At 45.4% G+C, this 17,884-nt stretch carries 12 protein-coding genes; 7 read left to right on the forward strand and 5 right to left on the reverse strand.

Annotated features, from left to right (window positions below; genetic code table 11):
• Positions 1-66: 66 nt before the first annotated feature.
• From ABIE27_RS01210 to ABIE27_RS01220, 3 genes are all read right to left on the reverse strand, one after another.
• Positions 67-1,887, reverse strand: coding sequence for an ABC transporter substrate-binding protein (locus ABIE27_RS01210; RefSeq protein WP_123062730.1), 1,821 nt, complete (start codon positions 1,885-1,887; stop codon positions 67-69).
• 259 nt (positions 1,888-2,146) lie between these two features.
• Positions 2,147-3,661 (reverse strand): ABC transporter permease, encoded by a 1,515-nt coding sequence (locus ABIE27_RS01215; RefSeq protein ID WP_123062729.1) that lies wholly within the window; start codon positions 3,659-3,661, stop codon positions 2,147-2,149.
• 12 nt (positions 3,662-3,673) lie between these two features.
• Positions 3,674-5,050 (reverse strand): ABC transporter permease subunit, encoded by a 1,377-nt coding sequence (locus tag ABIE27_RS01220; protein WP_429349976.1) that lies wholly within the window; start codon positions 5,048-5,050, stop codon positions 3,674-3,676.
• A 213-nt stretch (positions 5,051-5,263) separates the two neighbouring features.
• Between ABIE27_RS01220 and ABIE27_RS01225 the strand changes: the two genes are divergently transcribed.
• Positions 5,264-7,015, forward strand: coding sequence for an ABC transporter ATP-binding protein (locus tag ABIE27_RS01225; protein WP_123062883.1), 1,752 nt, complete (start codon positions 5,264-5,266; stop codon positions 7,013-7,015).
• Between the two features lie 78 nt (positions 7,016-7,093).
• Here the strand turns inward: ABIE27_RS01225 and ABIE27_RS01230 are convergent, their stop codons facing one another.
• Positions 7,094-7,873 (reverse strand): hypothetical protein, encoded by a 780-nt coding sequence (locus ABIE27_RS01230; protein ID WP_429349733.1) that lies wholly within the window; start codon positions 7,871-7,873, stop codon positions 7,094-7,096.
• A gap of 163 nt (positions 7,874-8,036) precedes the next feature.
• Positions 8,037-9,101 carry a suppressor of fused domain protein gene (locus tag ABIE27_RS01235; protein WP_429349734.1) on the reverse strand — a complete coding sequence of 355 codons (1,065 nt, stop codon included), beginning with the start codon at positions 9,099-9,101 and terminating at the stop codon, positions 8,037-8,039.
• Positions 9,102-9,248: 147 nt separating this feature from the next.
• Here ABIE27_RS01235 and ABIE27_RS01240 point away from each other — a divergent pair, with 147 nt between their 5' ends.
• From ABIE27_RS01240 to ABIE27_RS01265, 6 genes are all read left to right on the forward strand, one after another.
• Positions 9,249-9,542 carry an MbcA/ParS/Xre antitoxin family protein gene (locus ABIE27_RS01240; protein WP_123062726.1) on the forward strand — a complete coding sequence of 98 codons (294 nt, stop codon included), beginning with the start codon at positions 9,249-9,251 and terminating at the stop codon, positions 9,540-9,542.
• 343 nt (positions 9,543-9,885) lie between these two features.
• Complete coding sequence (locus ABIE27_RS01245) at positions 9,886-11,343, forward strand: glycoside hydrolase family 1 protein (RefSeq protein WP_123062882.1); 1,458 nt, start codon at positions 9,886-9,888, stop codon at positions 11,341-11,343.
• A gap of 252 nt (positions 11,344-11,595) precedes the next feature.
• The gene (locus tag ABIE27_RS01250) at positions 11,596-13,236 is read left to right on the forward strand and encodes an S-layer homology domain-containing protein (RefSeq protein ID WP_151458038.1); all 1,641 of its coding nucleotides are present in this window, start codon (positions 11,596-11,598) and stop codon (positions 13,234-13,236) included.
• Positions 13,237-13,294: 58 nt separating this feature from the next.
• The gene (locus tag ABIE27_RS01255; RefSeq protein WP_429349735.1) at positions 13,295-14,725 is read left to right on the forward strand and encodes a glycoside hydrolase family 1 protein; all 1,431 of its coding nucleotides are present in this window, start codon (positions 13,295-13,297) and stop codon (positions 14,723-14,725) included.
• A gap of 224 nt (positions 14,726-14,949) precedes the next feature.
• Positions 14,950-15,801 (forward strand): BglG family transcription antiterminator LicT, encoded by an 852-nt coding sequence (gene licT, locus ABIE27_RS01260; RefSeq protein WP_090915167.1) that lies wholly within the window; start codon positions 14,950-14,952, stop codon positions 15,799-15,801.
• Between the two features lie 127 nt (positions 15,802-15,928).
• Complete coding sequence (locus ABIE27_RS01265) at positions 15,929-17,830, forward strand: beta-glucoside-specific PTS transporter subunit IIABC (protein WP_123062723.1); 1,902 nt, start codon at positions 15,929-15,931, stop codon at positions 17,828-17,830.
• Positions 17,831-17,884 lie beyond the last annotated feature (54 nt).

A 17,884-nucleotide genomic window follows, 5' to 3' on the forward strand; every position in this document is an offset into this window, starting at 1 on the left:
ATAGGAAAAAGGCTGTCACCGATGGATCTGCATGATCCTGGTGACAGCCTTTTGTGTTCGGACGGTTTATTTTGACGCGTTATACTTGCTCAGGAGTTCTTTCACTTTGGCAGGATCAGCCTTGAGTTCATTCCCGGTTTGGACAAGCGGGCTTACGGTGGAGTAAGCCTTCAGTTTGTTGTTTTTGTAGAATTGCAGAATCTCATCCTGATTGATGGAATACAGCACTGCTTTTCTCAGATCACTGCTCTTGGCTACTTCACGATTAGCTGTGTTGAACAGCAGATACGATACGGCATTGCTTGGAATGCTTTGCAGCTGCAATTTGCTGTCATTTTGGATAATATCGTATTTCGTCTCAGGCACCCCGTAATACAGGTGGATTTCACTGCTGCGAAGAGCAGAAAGAGCGCTGTCTGCATCTGCAATGAAGCGTACGTTTACCTGATCAATCTTCGGTGCGAAGTCGGAACCTTTGCGATATCCCGGGTTTTTCAGGAAGACGCCTTCGTAATCATTTTTATAAGAAAGAATGTAAGGGCCGCTTGTATAAAGTGTGTTGTTATAGTTGGCACCCTCGGTCACGGTGTTCTGATCGCCATAAGGAATATCCTTGTTCACATCGAAGGATGCGACGTCATACGTATTGATGCTTTCCACTTGTTTCTTGGATACGATCCCGGCCGATTGGTGCGCCAGATAGTTCAGTACTTGCGGGAAAGGTTCAGTGGTCGTTACTTTAACCACCTGGTATTTGCCTGCTCCGTTATTCGCTTGTTTTTTATCGCTGACCAGTTCCTTAATATCGCTGTCAAGTCCTTGGTTCAGAGCCTCAAGCACGGTTCCGCTACCCCCGGATTGTTTCGCTGACTCCAGTGCGCTCAGATCTGTTACCAGTTCCGCTTGTTTGATATGTTCATGCAGACTGTATGTGCGGTGATCCGGGACGGAATCTTTATTTTTGGCACGGTCGAGGGAGAAGATAACGTCATCTGCGCCCACACGCTCTCCGGTATCGACAGCCTTTTTATTCTCGATTTTGGCAAAGTTGATATCGTCACGAAGTACAAAATAGTACTCGGAGTTGCCATCTGCAATCGTGAAATTACGTGAAAGCGATCCATCCGCTGTCAGTTGATCGTCATCCGTCAGGTTCACCAGGCGGACATACATATTGGTATTAAGTTGGTTGATGGAACCGTCGTTTCCTTTGATCGGATCAAGGGAAGTCAGTACGGATGCTGCTTGTGTCAAAATCAACGGATCTTTACTGTTTTTGGAACTGTCCTTGAACTCAATCGGTTCCCACGCCAGCGCACGGGATTTGGACAGACGAACGGTATCGACATTCAGAATGTCCTTGTTCACAGCCTGACTTTTCAGAGAAATATACAGGGGAGCGATGTACGCCTGATCGGTAACCAAACGGTCTTCCAACTTTTTATACGTTTCTTTGTATTCATCAGGTGTCTGCGTAGCGGCCTGATCGATCAGCTTATCGATCTCTTGATCCGCCAGGATACTGTAGTCCCCGCCTGTTTTGAAAAGGGAGCGAACTGCATAGTCCGGATTACCTGTTACCGTTGTCCAACTGGACAATGCGATATCATAGTTGCCTGCGTCCTGCTGGGACTTAAAGCTGCCGTAATCCGGTTGCAGATTCAGCTTCACATTGAAGCCGTTTTTGGTTAGCTGATCGCGGATAATATTGACATCATTCTCAGATGAGCTCATGGCGAGCAATTCGATGTCCACCGCTTTTGGTGCTGTCTCCGTCGTATCGGAAGGTTGGTTCTGCTCTTGCGATTCGGTTTTGGTTTTCACATTGCAGCCGGAGATCACCAGCACGAGAATCAGCAGCAAGGCGACAAGTGTACGTTTGTTCATGGGAATACCTCCATTATATTAATAGATGTGATGTATGATTTTTTTTTTTGAACTATTTCATTTACACAAAAACGGAGAGGACAGAAAAAAACCTGGAAAAACGGAGTAGTCGCCTTTATCACCGGATTTTTCCCTTGAGAAAAGGGAATCAAAAAAATCTGGGGATAACAGCGATTGGAAGGTTATTCTGTCATCGGAGTGCTTCATGTAAACATCTTTTAGTTCAACTTTTAAAAATCATGTAAATTAATAATCATCGTCACGCCTCCTCCAGCTTGGGATCAAGGGCATCCCGCAATCCGTCACCGAGAAAGTTAAACGAAAGAACAAGCAGAATAATCGCGAGCCCTGGATAAATTGCTAGATACGAATGAGTCTCCAGATAGGTGCTGCCCAGCTTCAGAATGTTGCCCCATTCCGGAATATGTGGTTCTACACCGAGTCCAAGGTAACTCAAACTGCTGGTTGCAATGACAGCTCCGCCAATCGTCAATGTGGATTTGATAATCATCGGTGCTAGCGAGTTGGGAATGATGTGTCTGAAAATAATCGTACGATTGGTATATCCCAAGGCACGCGCCGCTTCAACAAACTCAAAGGTCGACACATAGAGCACACTGGCTCGCATCGTGCGGGCATAAGTGGGAATCGAACCGAGGCTCAGAGCCACGATCAGATTTACCGTGTTAGCACCGAAAGCCGCGATAATCGCGATAGCGAGCAAGATACCTGGAATGGCATACAGGATATCCAGCAGTCGCATGATAATGTTATCCGTATGTCTTCCGTAGAAACCTGAGAAGGCACCCAGCACACCGCCAATCACAACCGGAATCAGGGTTGACATAAAACCGACAATCAAGGAAATCCGTGCCCCAAACACGATTCGTGAAAATAGACATCGACCGAAATCATCCGTTCCTAGCGGATAGGCCAGAGAAGGTGACTGAAGCAGGGCCGAATAATTATTTTCCACAGCCATGCTGTAGTCGAAGGTAAAGAAACTGCAGATGGAGATGGAGAACAGGAAGATGATGAAAAAGAGTCCGGACATCGCGGTCATATTGGGAGCAAGACGTTCCCACAGATCATTCCAGAAATTCGTTCCATGCTTCCCTTGTCTGCGGAGCCGGCGAAGGATCGAGATCCCCAGTAGCAACGCGAAAACGTTGCCCGTAATCACGCTAACGATCATCACTCCACCTACCACCATCATCCAGCGAGGTAGAGGAGAGGTCGCATCAAACCTTGACACAATGATCAATACGATCAAATCCATGACGAGAATACATAGCAGGGCTGCCATCGAAGGCAGAAAGGTATCCGCAACATAAGGCTTGAACACATTCAGAGCCGATACACCGATCACAAATAACTGGGTTAACAGTGCGTATACAGCGAATGTATACTCAATACTTTTTCGTTTTCGAATCAGATGGAAGGCAGCCGTTACAATAAAAATATTACCTGTCAAAGCAGCCAGCAGCTGTACCCATGCGAGTCTACGTGTCAGAACACGTATAACCCCGCGATGTGTTAAGTCCTGCCTGATTAGAATCACAAGCAGACTCTGAATGAGGGTGAAGAACAGATAAATGCCGGCTACTCCAGCTATAAAAGGCTTGAACGTCTGCCCGCTCCAGTCATAACTGTTCAGTAGCAAGAACAGGGTCAGCAGAACTGAAGTGATCCATGCGAAGCTGGCTTGACTGTATTCACGCGAAGACTTGAGCCGGAAACGCATTTCTTGCGTAAGGGAGCTTGATTTTGTCATAGTACACCTGCTTTAATATTGTTTCATTTTGGAGCGAACCCTTGGATTGATAAACGCGTAAAACAGATCAACCGCAACATTCACAATGGAAATCGTGATCGCTGTGTAGATTACTCCGCCCATGATACTTGGAATATCGGGTATGAATTGCTTATCCACGATGTAACTTCCCAGTCCGCTGATATTAAATACCTTCTCTGTTACAGCAGCCCCGCCAAGCATAGCTCCGAATTGAAGCCCCACAACAGTAATGATAGGAATCAGAGCATTACGCACCGCGTGCTTCAGCATTACTTGACGTTCACTTAGGCCCTTGGCCCGGGCAGTCATGACATAATCCTCATGAATGACCTCCAGTGTAGATGAGCGGGTCATTCGTGCAACCGCAGCCGTAAGTCCTGTCCCTAGCACAATGACCGGCATAATCATGGACAGCCAGTTCTGTGGATTAAAGGTAGCGGGAAGCCACTGCATTTTAATTGAAAAATTCAGGATGAAAATCAGTCCCTGCCAGAAGTTTGGAATAGACAATCCAATCAGAGCGATGAACATAAATGTGTAATCAAACCAGGAATTAGGCTTAAGCGCCGAGATAATGCCAATAGGCAAAGCGATGACAACGGCGAACAACAGGGAAATCACGGCGAGTGTCAGCGTAATCGGGAACTTTCGGGCAATAGTATCCGTCACGATCTCATTCCCTGCAAACGACTTGCCCAGATCAAACATCGCAATACCCTTGATATTATTCCAAAGCTGTGTCAGATAAGGCTGATCCAGGCCGTATACATGATTAAAGGCTGCGATCTGTTCTTGTGTTGCCGTTACGCCGAGAATGTTGGCCGCCGGGTTGAACGGAGATAAGTACAGAATCGTAAATACTAGTGTTGCTACACCCAGAATGACAAAGAGGGTCATGAGCAGTCTTTCAAATATGTATTTTAGATAAGCATTACCATAGAGAAACAGGATGAAAAACATCAAACAGCCGGGGATGATCGATAAGGCAAGAAACCAAGGTTTCTCTATTAGCATACCGAATGTATCTTGAATCGCGAGACGATGCTTGCCCTTTTGTTCTAACTTTTGGGACGTTCGTTCCAGCAACTCTTTCTGAAACGTTTCCTCAAGCCAGCTCTCGGCCTGCTGTCTGAATGCTGCCTCGCTGACCTCTTGTTTGAAAAAACGATGCTTGCGCCTCAGTTGTTCTTCCAGTTCCAATCGTATGGTATCCCGGTAGGAAGTGGTGAGCATCTCCTGTTCAGCTTGTTTTTTTGCAGCTGACCAGTCATCTTGTTTGCGTTTGGAACGCCAGACCATATAAACGATCAGGTTGATCGGTAATCCGAGAACGATCAATACATATCGATAGACGGGATGAAGCAGCATTTTTCCATAAATAAAACGTAGATGATTCACCAGACGGGTGGTGTGATGACTTTCTACTCCAGTAGTCAAACGGTAATCCTCCTTTCACTGAAGTTTAAATTGCATTATTCCGATCAATATAGTATATATTATGTAGGGTAGGTTTAATTGTCAAGGTATGGAATTGGTTACATATGAGAAGATAGAGCAGATATGAAAGGAATGGTGCACATCGTGGAACCTTTGCTGAGAGTAAATGATTTGTCCGTCTCTTTTTACACGGGTGATAGTGAGTTTCAGGCGGTCAAGCAGGTCAGTTTTGAACTGCAGAAAGGGGAAACGCTGGGCATCGTCGGGGAATCAGGTAGTGGTAAAAGCGTAACCGCACGCTCCATTATGAGGCTGCTTGCCTCTCCACCGTCTCAGATGAAATCGGGTGAAATTCGTTTTAAAGGTATGGATCTCGCCGGGAAATCACAAAAAGAGATGGAGCATATTCGTGGTCGGGACATTGGCATGATCTTCCAAGATCCGATGAGCTCGCTTAATCCAACGATCAAAATTGGTCAACAAATCTCGGAAAGTCTGATCAAACACCAGAAGTTATCGAAAAGGGAAGCGAAAAAACAAGCCATCGCCATGATGGAACGAGTAGGCATCAAACAAAGCGCTATCCGTTATAATCAGTATCCGCATGAATTTTCCGGTGGCATGCGTCAGCGGGTGATGATTGGTATTGCCCTAGCTTGCCGTCCTGAACTATTAATCGCCGATGAGCCGACTACAGCTTTGGATGTAACGATTCAGGCTCAGATTTTGAACCTGATGAAAGATATGCAGGAGCAATTGGGGACGTCGATTATTCTTATTACACATGACTTGGGTGTGGTTGCTGGCATGTGTGACCGGGTGGTTGTAATGAAAGAGGGAGAGATCGTGGAGACAGGTACTACAGCGGAGATTTTTGAAAGTCCAAAACATCCGTATACCGTCCGTTTGTTAAACGCGCTACCTCGGCTGGATGAGAAGAAGAAACCTAAATTGGTCTCTCAGGTACCCAAAGATCTGGAGGACGATCAGCCGCTGCTGGAGGTCAAATCTCTGAGACAGTATTTTAACCTCGGAAAAGGCAATACGTTAAAAGCAGTGAATGATATCAGTTTTCATATCCGTCAGGGGGAGACACTTGGCGTTGTAGGCGAGTCAGGCAGCGGAAAATCCACGACAGGAAGAGCGATTCTTCGCTTGCATGAGCCAACGGGAGGCGACGTGCTGTTCAAGGGCATTCCGTTGCAGCGACTCTCGCCTGGAGAGATGAAAACGATGCGACGACATATGCAGATCATTTTCCAAGATCCATATGCTTCACTGAATCCCAAAATGAGAATTATGGACATCATTGGCGAGGCGCTTGATATCCATCAGCTGGCAGGTAATGCCGCACAGCGACAGAAGCGAGTGGAAGAACTGCTGGAGATGGTGGGGCTTGATTCATCGCATGCACAGCGATATCCACATGAGTTCTCGGGTGGACAACGTCAGCGAATTGGCATTGCAAGGGCGCTGGCGGTAGAGCCAGAGTTTATCGTTTGTGATGAGCCGTTGTCGGCACTCGATGTCTCTATTCAGGCGCAGATTGTGCAGTTGCTTGAAGAGCTGCAGCAGCGCTTGGGTCTAACGTATTTGTTCATCGCGCATGATCTGTCGATGGTCAAACATATCAGTGATCGGGTCGCTGTCATGTATAACGGCAAAATCGTGGAACTGGCCGAGAGTGAAGAACTGTATGCTAATCCGCAGCACCCGTATACGAAGGCGTTGCTGTCAGCCATTCCGGTTCCTGATCCGGCGGTGGAGAAAAATAAGCCACGTATCGCTTTGGTAGATCAGGAGAAGGAAACCAGTGGCACGGGAGACCGATATAATCTGGAGCATTCGCGCTGGGTCGAAGTGAAAGAAGGACATTGGGTCGCCCTGTCTAGTTAAACGCTTTTGTTTAGTTATGTAAAAAAGAAAAAAGAACCCCGGCGTGATCTGTTTCAGATCGCTACCGGGGTTTCGGTTTTATTTGAATTGAACCGACTTCTTAATATTGTCGATCTCGGCTTTGCTTTCTTCATCGAGATAAGTGAAGATGAAGTTGAACGCATAACCTTCAATGATGGTGCTGTAGTATTCCTGAGTGATTTTGCTTCCGTCAGCTGCATTCGTCGTGATCTGCATTAGATCCATTTCTTTGCCACCGATGGTTTCTTTTGTGAAGTCCTTGTATTCATAAGGGAAATTGCTGTCTTCCATGAACTTCTTGGTAGCTTTCAGATAGTCCTCTCCTGTACGAATGCCTTGCAACAAGCTAACCTTCTCGGCGATGACCATTGCAGATGGACCAACTTTGCCGCCATCGAGCGGATATTGGGATGCCATGAGCAGGTTCAATGTCTTGGCTTGAGACAGTTCCATCTGCTTTTTCTTCTTTTCATCGTCACCGGCAATGGCTTCAGAGGAAGCACTCGTCAGTTGATTCATGCCCTCGGCATCCTGATACTCCCATGCCTCGGGGAATTTCAGGGATACGCCAAAATAGTCATTAGTGTAAGAACCCTTTTGTGTTGTCCCCAGCTCTATTTTGGATGAGTTGTCGGTTTCTTTGTTATCTTCGCTGGACGCTTCTGATTTGTCGGCATCATCTGTTTTGGCTGTGCCAGAAGCTGCGCCTGTAGTTGTTTCGGCGGCAGCAGGTTCGCTTGATTTTGCATTGTTATCTGCTTTGTCTCCGCAGGCAGCGACTACGATCATCATCATGATGAGCATAGCGAATAAAGATGTTTTTTTCGTAATAGACATAATACCCTCCTGAGATGTGTGAGTTATTCTCTCTCTTTGTTGTGCGCACTAAAATTGTAGCACGTGTGTTCTCCATTTCCACCTATAGGAAACTATAGGGGTCTCCTATAAATAAGACAATTGACTAGCCATTGAAACAGATTCTGTGATGCAATTCCGTTGATTAGCCGATCGTTTTGATCACATTCCCTTCCTGATCTTTAATCTGCGTGGGCACAATCTCAATAAGAAGCTTGTCCAGTGAAGGGACCTGAAAGGAACCGGCCTGCGGGCGAAGCTGTTCTGTAATTTCAAGCACAGCTTGCTGATTCACGGTCAGTCTCACCTCTCGCTCCGTTTCTACCAGAGATGGATGCTCCCCAGCTTCAAAGACAATATTGATATTTGGCCCGATCAGGGACAATGTTGCTTTTTTGGCGATTCGGCTCCGCAGGATGCTGGCTAGAAGGGTTGCTTGTTGAGCGCCCAACTGAAGCTTGGCAGGAATGTTTTTCTGTAGCAGTTTTTTGCGTGCAGACTCCCAGCTCAATTGTTGTATGAACAAAAAGGCGGTGCTTGAACCGTCTTCCTCAATGCCGCGCTCCGTCGCTTGGATCACCGAAGGGATATCTGCATAGGAATTCCTCATCAGATCCGTTACATATTTAGGCATATAGCTTTCACAGGCAGCTAGGAAACCGCGGGTATTCCAGCTCTGAATCATTTCCAGTTCACGGCAGGTGATGCCGACCATTTGGATAAATTGAACAGAACCATTCGGCGTATTCAGTTCAGGTAAATCTGGATCTTCTACGAATGCGAGTGCGGTCAACAGCGTATCGGAGTTCAGGCAGATCGGGCCGTTGGCATCCAGATAATCTCCGGGCTGAAACAGGTTACCGCTGTTAAAGACGTATCGCCCCATATTTTGGAGCAGATTGAGTGCCCAGACCGGCGGCTCGGATTCATTTTCACAGCGTGTAAGGCGAAATGTAAGTTCAAAACCATATCCACTTCTGGATGCATCATCGCCCTCTTTGCCGTAAAGCTCCGAGAAGCCATAGGTTACAAAATGCCAATGAGGCATCGGCGTATCTACCGCATAGGCACTTATCCCGTCCAGTGGGTCAGGTCCGCCAAGCATATATGGAATGGCTGTGCCATAATGTTTAGGTTCCTGCTCTCCGTATAGTTGCTGCGCAGCTTGGTCAATGGCGTCCCAACCAGATGTGTTTTCTTCTTCGGCCATGATGTGTTCCTCCTTGATTGTTCTCTCCCTGAAAATCATTTAAAATTAAGTCTACTAGTTATAACAGCGACTACAAGCGGCTTAAGTCTGAATTCTCTGAGATAGGACCAGGGAGTTACACATCTTAATGTGAAGGAGAAATGTTACATGAGTATGCAAGATATGTATTTTTCTGTGTTTAAACAGGAGCACTGGGATTCCTTCGTCGAACTATTTGATGAATGGTACGCTCAATTGCCCAATGAATGGAAAGAAGAGGCACGATTAAAAGGTATTCCAGAAGATATAAGCCGGGTGCTTTTGTGTGAAATGAGAGATTCCGCGTTGAAGTGGATAGATAAAAAGGTTCCAGCTCTGGGGGACCAAAGTCCTGCAAGTTATCTGGAAACGGAGGAAGGAGCCAATGCCCTACGGGCAGCAATTTTGCGAATGCCACGTTAGAAGTAGCTTTAGAAATGACGTTAGAAATAAGATATTATTCATTATAAATACGTTGTATAGGTAATTTTAAAGAGGATCTAGACCGTACGTTTTGGGTGAATTTGATTTTACGAAATAAATATGTTACGCTTACATCACAAGAGCAAAACAACAGAATATGTTATAACATCTTTTGATGGATTGTAACTGTGAAGACAGGCAAAACCTAAACTGATGGTGAAATGAAAGCCCCTTTTTTGGTGCTATTTTACCCTGAGTTTAGGTTTTTCTTGTTTTCTGCTCTGTTTTGGAGTTGTTCTTGCCTATGGAAAACCAAAAATTATTTCGAAAAGAGGTTGTTATGATGACCACGGCAAAAAAAGGATTCCCTGAAAACTTCCTGTGGGGCGGGGCTACAGCTGCGAACCAACTGGAAGGCGCATTCGATAAGGACGGAAAAGGTCTCTCCACAGCGGACATGATCGCTCATGTGCCAAAAGAAAAGCGTACGGGTGGACATGCCATGGAAATTTCCTCTTCCCGAATCGAAGAGATTCTCTCTGGCAAAATTGAAGAACGTTTCCCGAAACGTTTTGGTATTGATTTCTACCACCGTTTCAGAGAAGATATCGCACTGTTCGCTGAAATGGGCTTCAAAGTATTCCGTTTGTCCATTCACTGGGCACGTATTTTCCCGAACGGTTATGACCAAGAGCCAAATGAAGCAGGTTTGAAATTCTATGATGAAGTATTCGACGAATTGCATAAATACGGGATTGAACCGCTCGTTACACTGTCTCACTATGAGACTCCACTTGGTTTAACGCAAAAATATAACGGCTGGGCAAGCCGTGAAGTGATTGGACACTATGTGCGTTACGCGGAAACCGTATTTAACCGTTACAAAAATAAAGTGAAATACTGGCTGACATTTAACGAGATTAACGTGATGGTATTCAGTCCGTACACTGGCGGCGGTATTCTGATTGATAAAGTAGACAATAAGCTGCAAACCACTTACCAAGCCTTGCATCATCAATTTGTAGCAAGTGCTATGGTAACAAAGCTGGCACATGAGATTATCCCTGGCTCCCAAGTGGGCTGTATGCTTGCGCGTATGGAAACCTATCCGGCGACTTGCAATCCGGTCGATGTACAACTGGCTCAGCATGAGAATCAGCTTAACCTCTTCTTCACGGACATGCACGCTCGCGGTAAATACCCGAACTACATGGCACGTTATTTTGAAGAGAATAACATTGTTATTCAAAAAGAAGCAGGCGATGATGAGATTCTGCTGAATAACACGGTTGATTTCATCTCGTTCAGTTATTACATGTCCGTGACCAAATCGGCTTCTGCGGATGCGGCTGAAACTACAGGCAATCTGACGGGCGGCGTGAAAAACCCTTATCTGGAAGCTTCCGACTGGGGTTGGGAGATCGACCCGATCGGTCTGCGCGTAACGTTGAACAACTTCTGGGATCGTTATCAGAAGCCGCTCTTTATTGTAGAGAATGGTCTGGGTGCGTATGACAAAGTGGAAGAGGATGGCTCCATTCATGACTCTTACCGGGTAGATTACCTCAAAAAGCACATCGAACAGATGAAAGAGGCGATCAAAGATGGAGTAGAGCTGATTGGTTTTACTGCATGGGGCCCGATCGACCTCGTGAGTATGTCTACCTCCGAAATGTCCAAGCGTTATGGCTTTATCTACGTGGATCTCGATGATGAAGGTAACGGAACACTTGCACGCTCCAAAAAAGATTCATTTGATTGGTACAAAAACGTCATTGCGAGCAACGGTGAGCAACTTTAATTCTTTCGCTCTGAAAGAGAATATACATCCGCAATAAACACCTGAAATAAAGAGATATTCAGTGATGACATTCTTAGGATTGTTACCGCACAGGAGCGGGCAAAACCTGACTTAAAAGTGTGATATGAGCTTTCGCTTCATACAACCCTTTTGGTTGGCGCTTGTCCGCTTTTTACTTTGCAATCAACCATCATATGAGCTGGAGGGGTTCTTTTGAAGAAGCGGAATAGAGGCGTTAAACATGTTTCTTGTATGTTGGCATTAACGCTAAGTCTGAGTGTGATCTGGCCTGGGACAACAGGTGCAGCAAGCGCACAAGTGACGCAAATTCAGGCAAATACGTTTGTTGGTGATCCGGGTGAAATGGTCGAATCTTTTGACATTACGGTTTCAGACGTGGAAAAATACAAAAATCTGAAGGCGTCGGACTTTGATATTACAGGGAACTATGACGGTTATCCGTTAAATGCTGCAGGAGAAATTGTGCAAGACAATTACGAAGACGATGGCATCACGTTGTCCATGAAAGATCATACCATTCATATGACCGTGAAACCTTTCAAATATCCTGGAGGTCTGAAATCCGAGTTTGCCGTAACCAGCCAATTGTATCCAGAGCTTTCTTTTGATAAAAAAAGTGTAAATCAGGTAAAAACCCGCACCGTCGATGAGTTTGAAAAAGCAGAATTTACTGCAAGCAACGGTGTAACGCTATCCTATAACCTGAAGCGCAGTCCTTCCAAGGAAGCGAAGCCGCTCATGGTATGGCTTCACGGCGGTGGTGAAGTTGGAACAGACGGACGCAATCATCTGACTGCGAATCGCGGTGCAGTAGTCTGGACAGAATCAGGGCATGATACTTCTGTACTAGCGGTGCAATATCCTGAGAATTACAGCTTCAAAATTTACAACAATGCAGAGCAGCTACCCATAATGAAGGTATACTTTGAAGCTCAGGTTGAGTTGATCCAAAAGCTTGTTGCCGAAGGAGAAGTAGACCCTGACCGCATTTATCTGTCTGGTGTATCTAGTGGCGGTGGAGGTGCATTCCGCTTCCTGATGCAGTATCCTGATCTGTTTGCTGGAGCAATCATCGTTGCTGCCAAAGATACCGTTGCGGATTATACAGGTTCCGTTGACGCCTTCAAGCAAGAACTGAAAGGCATTGTGGATGTACCGATGTGGATTATGCACGCTCAAAATGACCCAACAACAGATAGTCGTACTAGTTCACTTGCTTATCAGGCTTTGACCGAAATGGGAGCCAAACAGGTACATTTAACGTTATACGATGATGCATATATGGACAGCCGCAGATTCTACGGAGGTTTGAAACACTGGTCATGGGTGCCTGCCTTCAACAATAAAGAGGTTATCGCGAGTTTGTTCAGACTTCATAAAGGTACAGCTGGAGAGCAGACAGGTCCCTCATCGGAGCATGGTGTAAAGCCTACGGAACCTGTAACTCGTGCGCAGATCGCTGTGATACTATCGGATGTTCTAAAGCTTTCGGAAGGAACTGAGGATTATCCTTATGTTGACAGCGCTCCTGACTGGGCTACTCAAGCCATTGCGAAGGTGACCAAGGCAGGTCTAATGAAAGGTATCGGAAACCAAAGGTTTGCCCCAGAGAGCGAAGTAACACGTGCGCAAATGGCAGTTATTGTAGACCAAATCCTGACTAATAAGGATTGGAAGCCTGCTACAGATTCGGTGGAACTCGTGTTTGGCGATGTCGACAGTAAGCATTGGGCACATGCAGCGATTCAGAATAGTGCTCGCGCTGGTGTAATGACGGGTGTGAGCAAAGGGAAGTTTGATATGAAGCAAACCGTAACGGGTGCACAGCTTGAGCGGATCATGGAGCGTTTAGAGCAAGTGGGGACCAAGTAATCTTAGAGCGGATAATAAATAAATTCTAATTATTCAATTGTCGAGAGGATGAAGCAAAATGACAACGCCATTTCCGAAGGACTTTTTATGGGGAGGTGCAGTAGCGGCCAACCAGCTTGAGGGAGCATATAATGCCGATGGCAAAGGTTTATCTGTACAGGACGTTATGCCACATGGCATTACAACCCCAAGAACTGAAGGGCCTACCGAAGATAACTTGAAATTAATCGGGATTGATTTCTATAACCGCTACAAAGAGGATGTCAAACTGTTTGCCGAGATGGGCTTTAAGGTGTTCCGTACATCCATTGCCTGGTCTCGCATATTCCCCAAAGGGGACGAGCTGGAGCCGAACGAGAAGGGTCTGCAATTTTACGATGACCTGTTCGATGAGTGTCACAAGTACGGCATTGAACCGCTCGTAACGATCTCTCACTACGAGACGCCGCTGCATTTGTCTAAAACCTATGATGGATGGGTTAATCGTAAAATGATCGAGTTTTACGAACGCTATGTTACCGTGCTGTTTAATCGTTTTAAAGGCAAAGTGAAATACTGGTTGACGTTTAATGAGATCAACTCCATTCTGGAAGAACCATTCATGAGCGGTGGTATCTATACACCGAAATCCGAGTTGTCCAAACAAGATCTGTATCAGGCGATCCATCATGAATTGGTTGCCAGTGCCCTTGCTGTCAAATTGGGACATGAAATTATGCCAGAAGCGAAAATCGGGTGCATGGTGCTGAGCATGCCGACATATCCGCTTACACCGAATCCAGACGACGTTGTTGCAGCGATGCACGCAGAGCAGCGTAATGATATTTTTGCTGATATCCATGCACGTGGTTATTATCCGAAATACATTAATCGTTATTTCAAAGTGAATAACATCAACATTAAGTTCGAAGACGGGGATGAGGAAATTCTCAAGCACACCGTAGACTTCATCTCCTTCAGCTATTATGTAAGTATCTGTGAGACCGGTGATCCGGAAAAACGTAAAGAGGGCAAAGGAAACCTGTTTGCAGGAGTTCAGAACCCCTACTTGAAAGCAAGTGAATGGGGCTGGCAGATTGATCCTCAGGGCTTGCGCGTAACCCTCAATAAATACTGGGACCGTTATCAAAAACCATTGTTTATTGTCGAAAATGGTTTGGGCGCCGTAGATGAGTTGGCTACAGACGAGGACGGCAATAAAACGGTTCATGATGACTACCGCATTCAATACTTGAATGATCACCTGGTGCAAGTTGGTGAAGCTCTCGAAGACGGTGTCGAAGTGATGGGGTACACGTCATGGGGCTGCATTGACTTGGTGAGTGCATCTACGGCAGAGATGAAGAAACGTTACGGTTTTATCTACGTAGACCGTAATAACGACGGTTCAGGAACGCTGGAGCGTTACAAGAAAAAATCGTTCCACTGGTATAAAGAAGTTATTAGTACTAATGGCGCAAGTCTTATCGATAATAATGCAAAATCATAATTCCAAAGTCATTGTTGTATGAGTGCCTTTTATGTCGCATTAACGCACATTAACCGCTTTCAGAAAAACGTTGTCACATGCGATTTAATATGGTAAGATAGGCCCAAGGCTAAAGAATACTGGATTGTTACTGTTCAATCAGGCAAAACCAGAGGCAGGCATACTTTGTGACCTGTTTTGGTTTTGCCTTTTACTACTTTGACGGTGCAAGGTGATGTGAAGAAATGAAAATTGAGAAGGTACTCAACAACAATGTAGTCACTGTAATTGACCCGGGAGGTAACGAACTGGTCGTTATGGGACGTGGAATTGCCTTCAAAAAGCATACTGGTGAATTCATCGATGAGAGTCTCGTCGAAAAAATATTTTCGCTCGAAAGTAAAGAAGTTTCTCAGAAATTGAAGACGCTTCTGTCTGATATTCCGGTTGAATATGTAGAGTGTTCAGATGAGATTATTCGTTACGCTGAGACGGTACTAGGTGAGAAGCTTCATGAAAGCATCTACATTTCACTGACGGATCATATTCATTTTGCTATTGACCGACATCGTCAAGGATTGCAGATCCGCAATGCATTATTTTGGGAGATCAAGCGCATGTACCGGAAGGAGTATGCGATCGGTCTCAAGGCATTGCAGATTATCGAAGAAACGTTAGGTGTTCTTCTTCCCGAGGACGAATGTGCATTCATCGCGATGCATCTGGTTAACGCCCAGATGAATGGTGAGATGAGAGAAACGATCAGCATTACGAATATCGTGAAGGATATTCTGAACATCGTTCGGCGCAGTTTCGTGATCGAGCTCGACGAAGATTCACTAAGTTATTACCGATTCCTGACCCATTTAAAGTTCTTTGCTCAACGCGTATTGCAAGGTACAGCGATTGAAGACAAGGAAGAGGATAATCCGCTTCATGACTTGGTGAGCAAACAATATCCGGAAGCACATGCTTGTGCAGTCAAGATTAATGATTATACACGTAAAATCTATAATCGGGTCTTGTCAAAGGAAGAAGTATTGTATCTCACGATTCATATCGAACGCATTGTCCGAAATGAACAAACAATCGAATAATTTGGGATTGTTACTGCAAAAAAGGCAAAACCTAAACGTTGAATCATGATAAGCTATTCTGCTTTGTCATGGTCCAGTGTTTAGGTTTTTTTTAAACCTTCAATACACATAAAAGGAGCAAAACACAATGGATAAACAACAATTGTCCAAAGATATTCTGAAGCTTGTTGGTGGCGAAGAGAACATTGATCAAGTGACCCACTGTATGACAAGGCTCAGATTTAACTTGAATGACAACAAAAAAGCCGACAAAGAAACATTAAAGAACACACCTGGGGTTATGGGTGTTATGGAGAATGGTGGACAGTTCCAGGTCATCATCGGTAATGATGTACCGAAGGTATACAACGCGCTGGTAGGCAACATGTCCAAAGGTGCAAACGCCGGATCTTCTACGGCTTCTACAGGCCCGAAACAAAAGAGAAATCCGATAAGTGCCCTGTTTGACTTCATCTCAGGTGTATTTACTCCAATCCTCCCAGCGATTACCGGCGCAGGTATGATCAAAGGGATCGTGGCGATCCTTGTAGCGTTTGGCTGGCTGTCTGATAAGAGTTCGACTTATGTTATCTTATCTGCGATTGGTGACGGTGCTTTCTACTTCCTGCCAATCATCCTTGCCATCAGTGCTGCTAAGAAATTGGGAAGTAATATGTATATTGGTGCAGCGCTCGCGGCCGGGATTATGCATCCAACCATTACAGCTTTATTGGCAGAAGGAAACTCATCGTTCGCGGGGATTAAAGTCGTCGCAGCAACCTATTCTTCAACGGTTATTCCGATTGTTATTGCGATCTGGATTGCTTCTTACGTGGAAAAAGCGGTTGACCGCATTACCCATTCATCAGTAAAACTCATCGTCGTACCAACGGTGACCTTGCTGATCATGGTTCCACTTACATTGATTGCGATTGGACCACTGGGTTCCATTATCGGTAACGGTATGTCTGGCGGTATTGCTTGGTTGTTCGAAAATGCGTCCATCCTTGCAAGCATTCTGATTGGTGGTACGATGTCACTGTTAATCATCACAGGTATGCACTATGCCTTGTTGCCAATCATTGTAGGTTCCATGACAACATTAGGTTATGACTTCATTATTCCTTTGATGCTAGCAGCGAACTGGGCTCAAGCGGGTGGAGCGATTGGTGTAGGACTTCGTTCCAAAAATGGACAAACGAAATCTCTGGCTTATTCAACAGGTCTGACAGCATTTATGGGGATTACTGAACCGGCGATGTATGGTGTTAATATGAGATACAAAAAACCGTTTATTGCTGCACTCATCGGTGGGGCAATTGGTGGTGGCTTTATGGGTATTGTCAAGGTAAAAGCATTTGTACTAACAGGCCTTGTAGGTTTGCCAGGACTTGCGGCATTTATCAGTCCGTCCATCAGTACATTGATTTATGGTATACTGGGTGGTCTCATTGCGATTGCTTCTGCAGCAATAATTACGTACATCCTGGGATTCCAGGAAAATAATGCGCCACAAGCAGCTGCAACTTCAGCTTCTACAGAAACTGCAACGACAGCAACTTCAGTTCCAGTGGTAGCGGAAGAAACACAAGCAACGGATGAGCAAGTATTCAGCCCGATCACAGGTGAAGTGAGACCGCTTAGTGATGTTCCTGACCCTGCATTTTCTGAAGAAATTATGGGTAAAGGTTTTGCGATTCAACCGGCGGAAGGCCGAGTTGTTTCTCCAATCAACGGAACGGTATTCTCATTATCGAAGAGCGGACATGCTATTGGTCTCGTAAGTGATACAGGTGCAGAAATGCTGATCCACATCGGGATTGATACGGTGAAGCTGAAAGGCCAGTTCTTCTCGCCTAAAGTTCAGGCAGGAACCAAAGTGTCTGTGGGTGATGTCTTGATGGAGTTCGACCGGGAAGAGATTGAAAAAGCGGGTTATACAACGATTACACCGGTAATCATCACCAACATGCATCAATATACTTCGATTGAGTCTGCTGGTCGCACGACTGTTAAGGAACAAGAACTGCTGTTCACGGCAAAAGCATAATTCAATATAACAAAAGCAGTTGCTTTCCTGGAATATTTCCAGAGGAGCAACTGC

Source organism: Paenibacillus sp. 4624, from assembly GCF_050435065.1.
GTDB classification, from domain to species: Bacteria; Bacillota; Bacilli; order Paenibacillales; family Paenibacillaceae; genus Paenibacillus; species Paenibacillus amylolyticus_D.

Excerpts from the sequence above, each read along its gene's own strand:
- ABIE27_RS01210 (WP_123062730.1), bottom strand. The coding sequence starts at position 1,887 with ATGAACAAACGTACACTTGTCGCCTTGCTGCTGATTCTCGTGCTGGTG.
- ABIE27_RS01215 (WP_123062729.1), bottom strand. The coding sequence starts at position 3,661 with ATGACAAAATCAAGCTCCCTTACGCAAGAAATGCGTTTCCGGCTCAAG.
- ABIE27_RS01220 (WP_429349976.1), bottom strand. The coding sequence starts at position 5,050 with ATGCTGCTTCATCCCGTCTATCGATATGTATTGATCGTTCTCGGATTA.
- ABIE27_RS01230 (WP_429349733.1), bottom strand. The coding sequence starts at position 7,873 with ATGTCTATTACGAAAAAAACATCTTTATTCGCTATGCTCATCATGATG.
- ABIE27_RS01235 (WP_429349734.1), bottom strand. The coding sequence starts at position 9,101 with ATGGCCGAAGAAGAAAACACATCTGGTTGGGACGCCATTGACCAAGCT.
- ABIE27_RS01240 (WP_123062726.1), top strand. The coding sequence starts at position 9,249 with ATGAGTATGCAAGATATGTATTTTTCTGTGTTTAAACAGGAGCACTGG.
- ABIE27_RS01245 (WP_123062882.1), top strand. The coding sequence starts at position 9,886 with ATGACCACGGCAAAAAAAGGATTCCCTGAAAACTTCCTGTGGGGCGGG.
- ABIE27_RS01250 (WP_151458038.1), top strand. The coding sequence starts at position 11,596 with ATGTTGGCATTAACGCTAAGTCTGAGTGTGATCTGGCCTGGGACAACA.
- ABIE27_RS01255 (WP_429349735.1), top strand. The coding sequence starts at position 13,295 with ATGACAACGCCATTTCCGAAGGACTTTTTATGGGGAGGTGCAGTAGCG.
- licT (WP_090915167.1), top strand. The coding sequence starts at position 14,950 with ATGAAAATTGAGAAGGTACTCAACAACAATGTAGTCACTGTAATTGAC.
- ABIE27_RS01265 (WP_123062723.1), top strand. The coding sequence starts at position 15,929 with ATGGATAAACAACAATTGTCCAAAGATATTCTGAAGCTTGTTGGTGGC.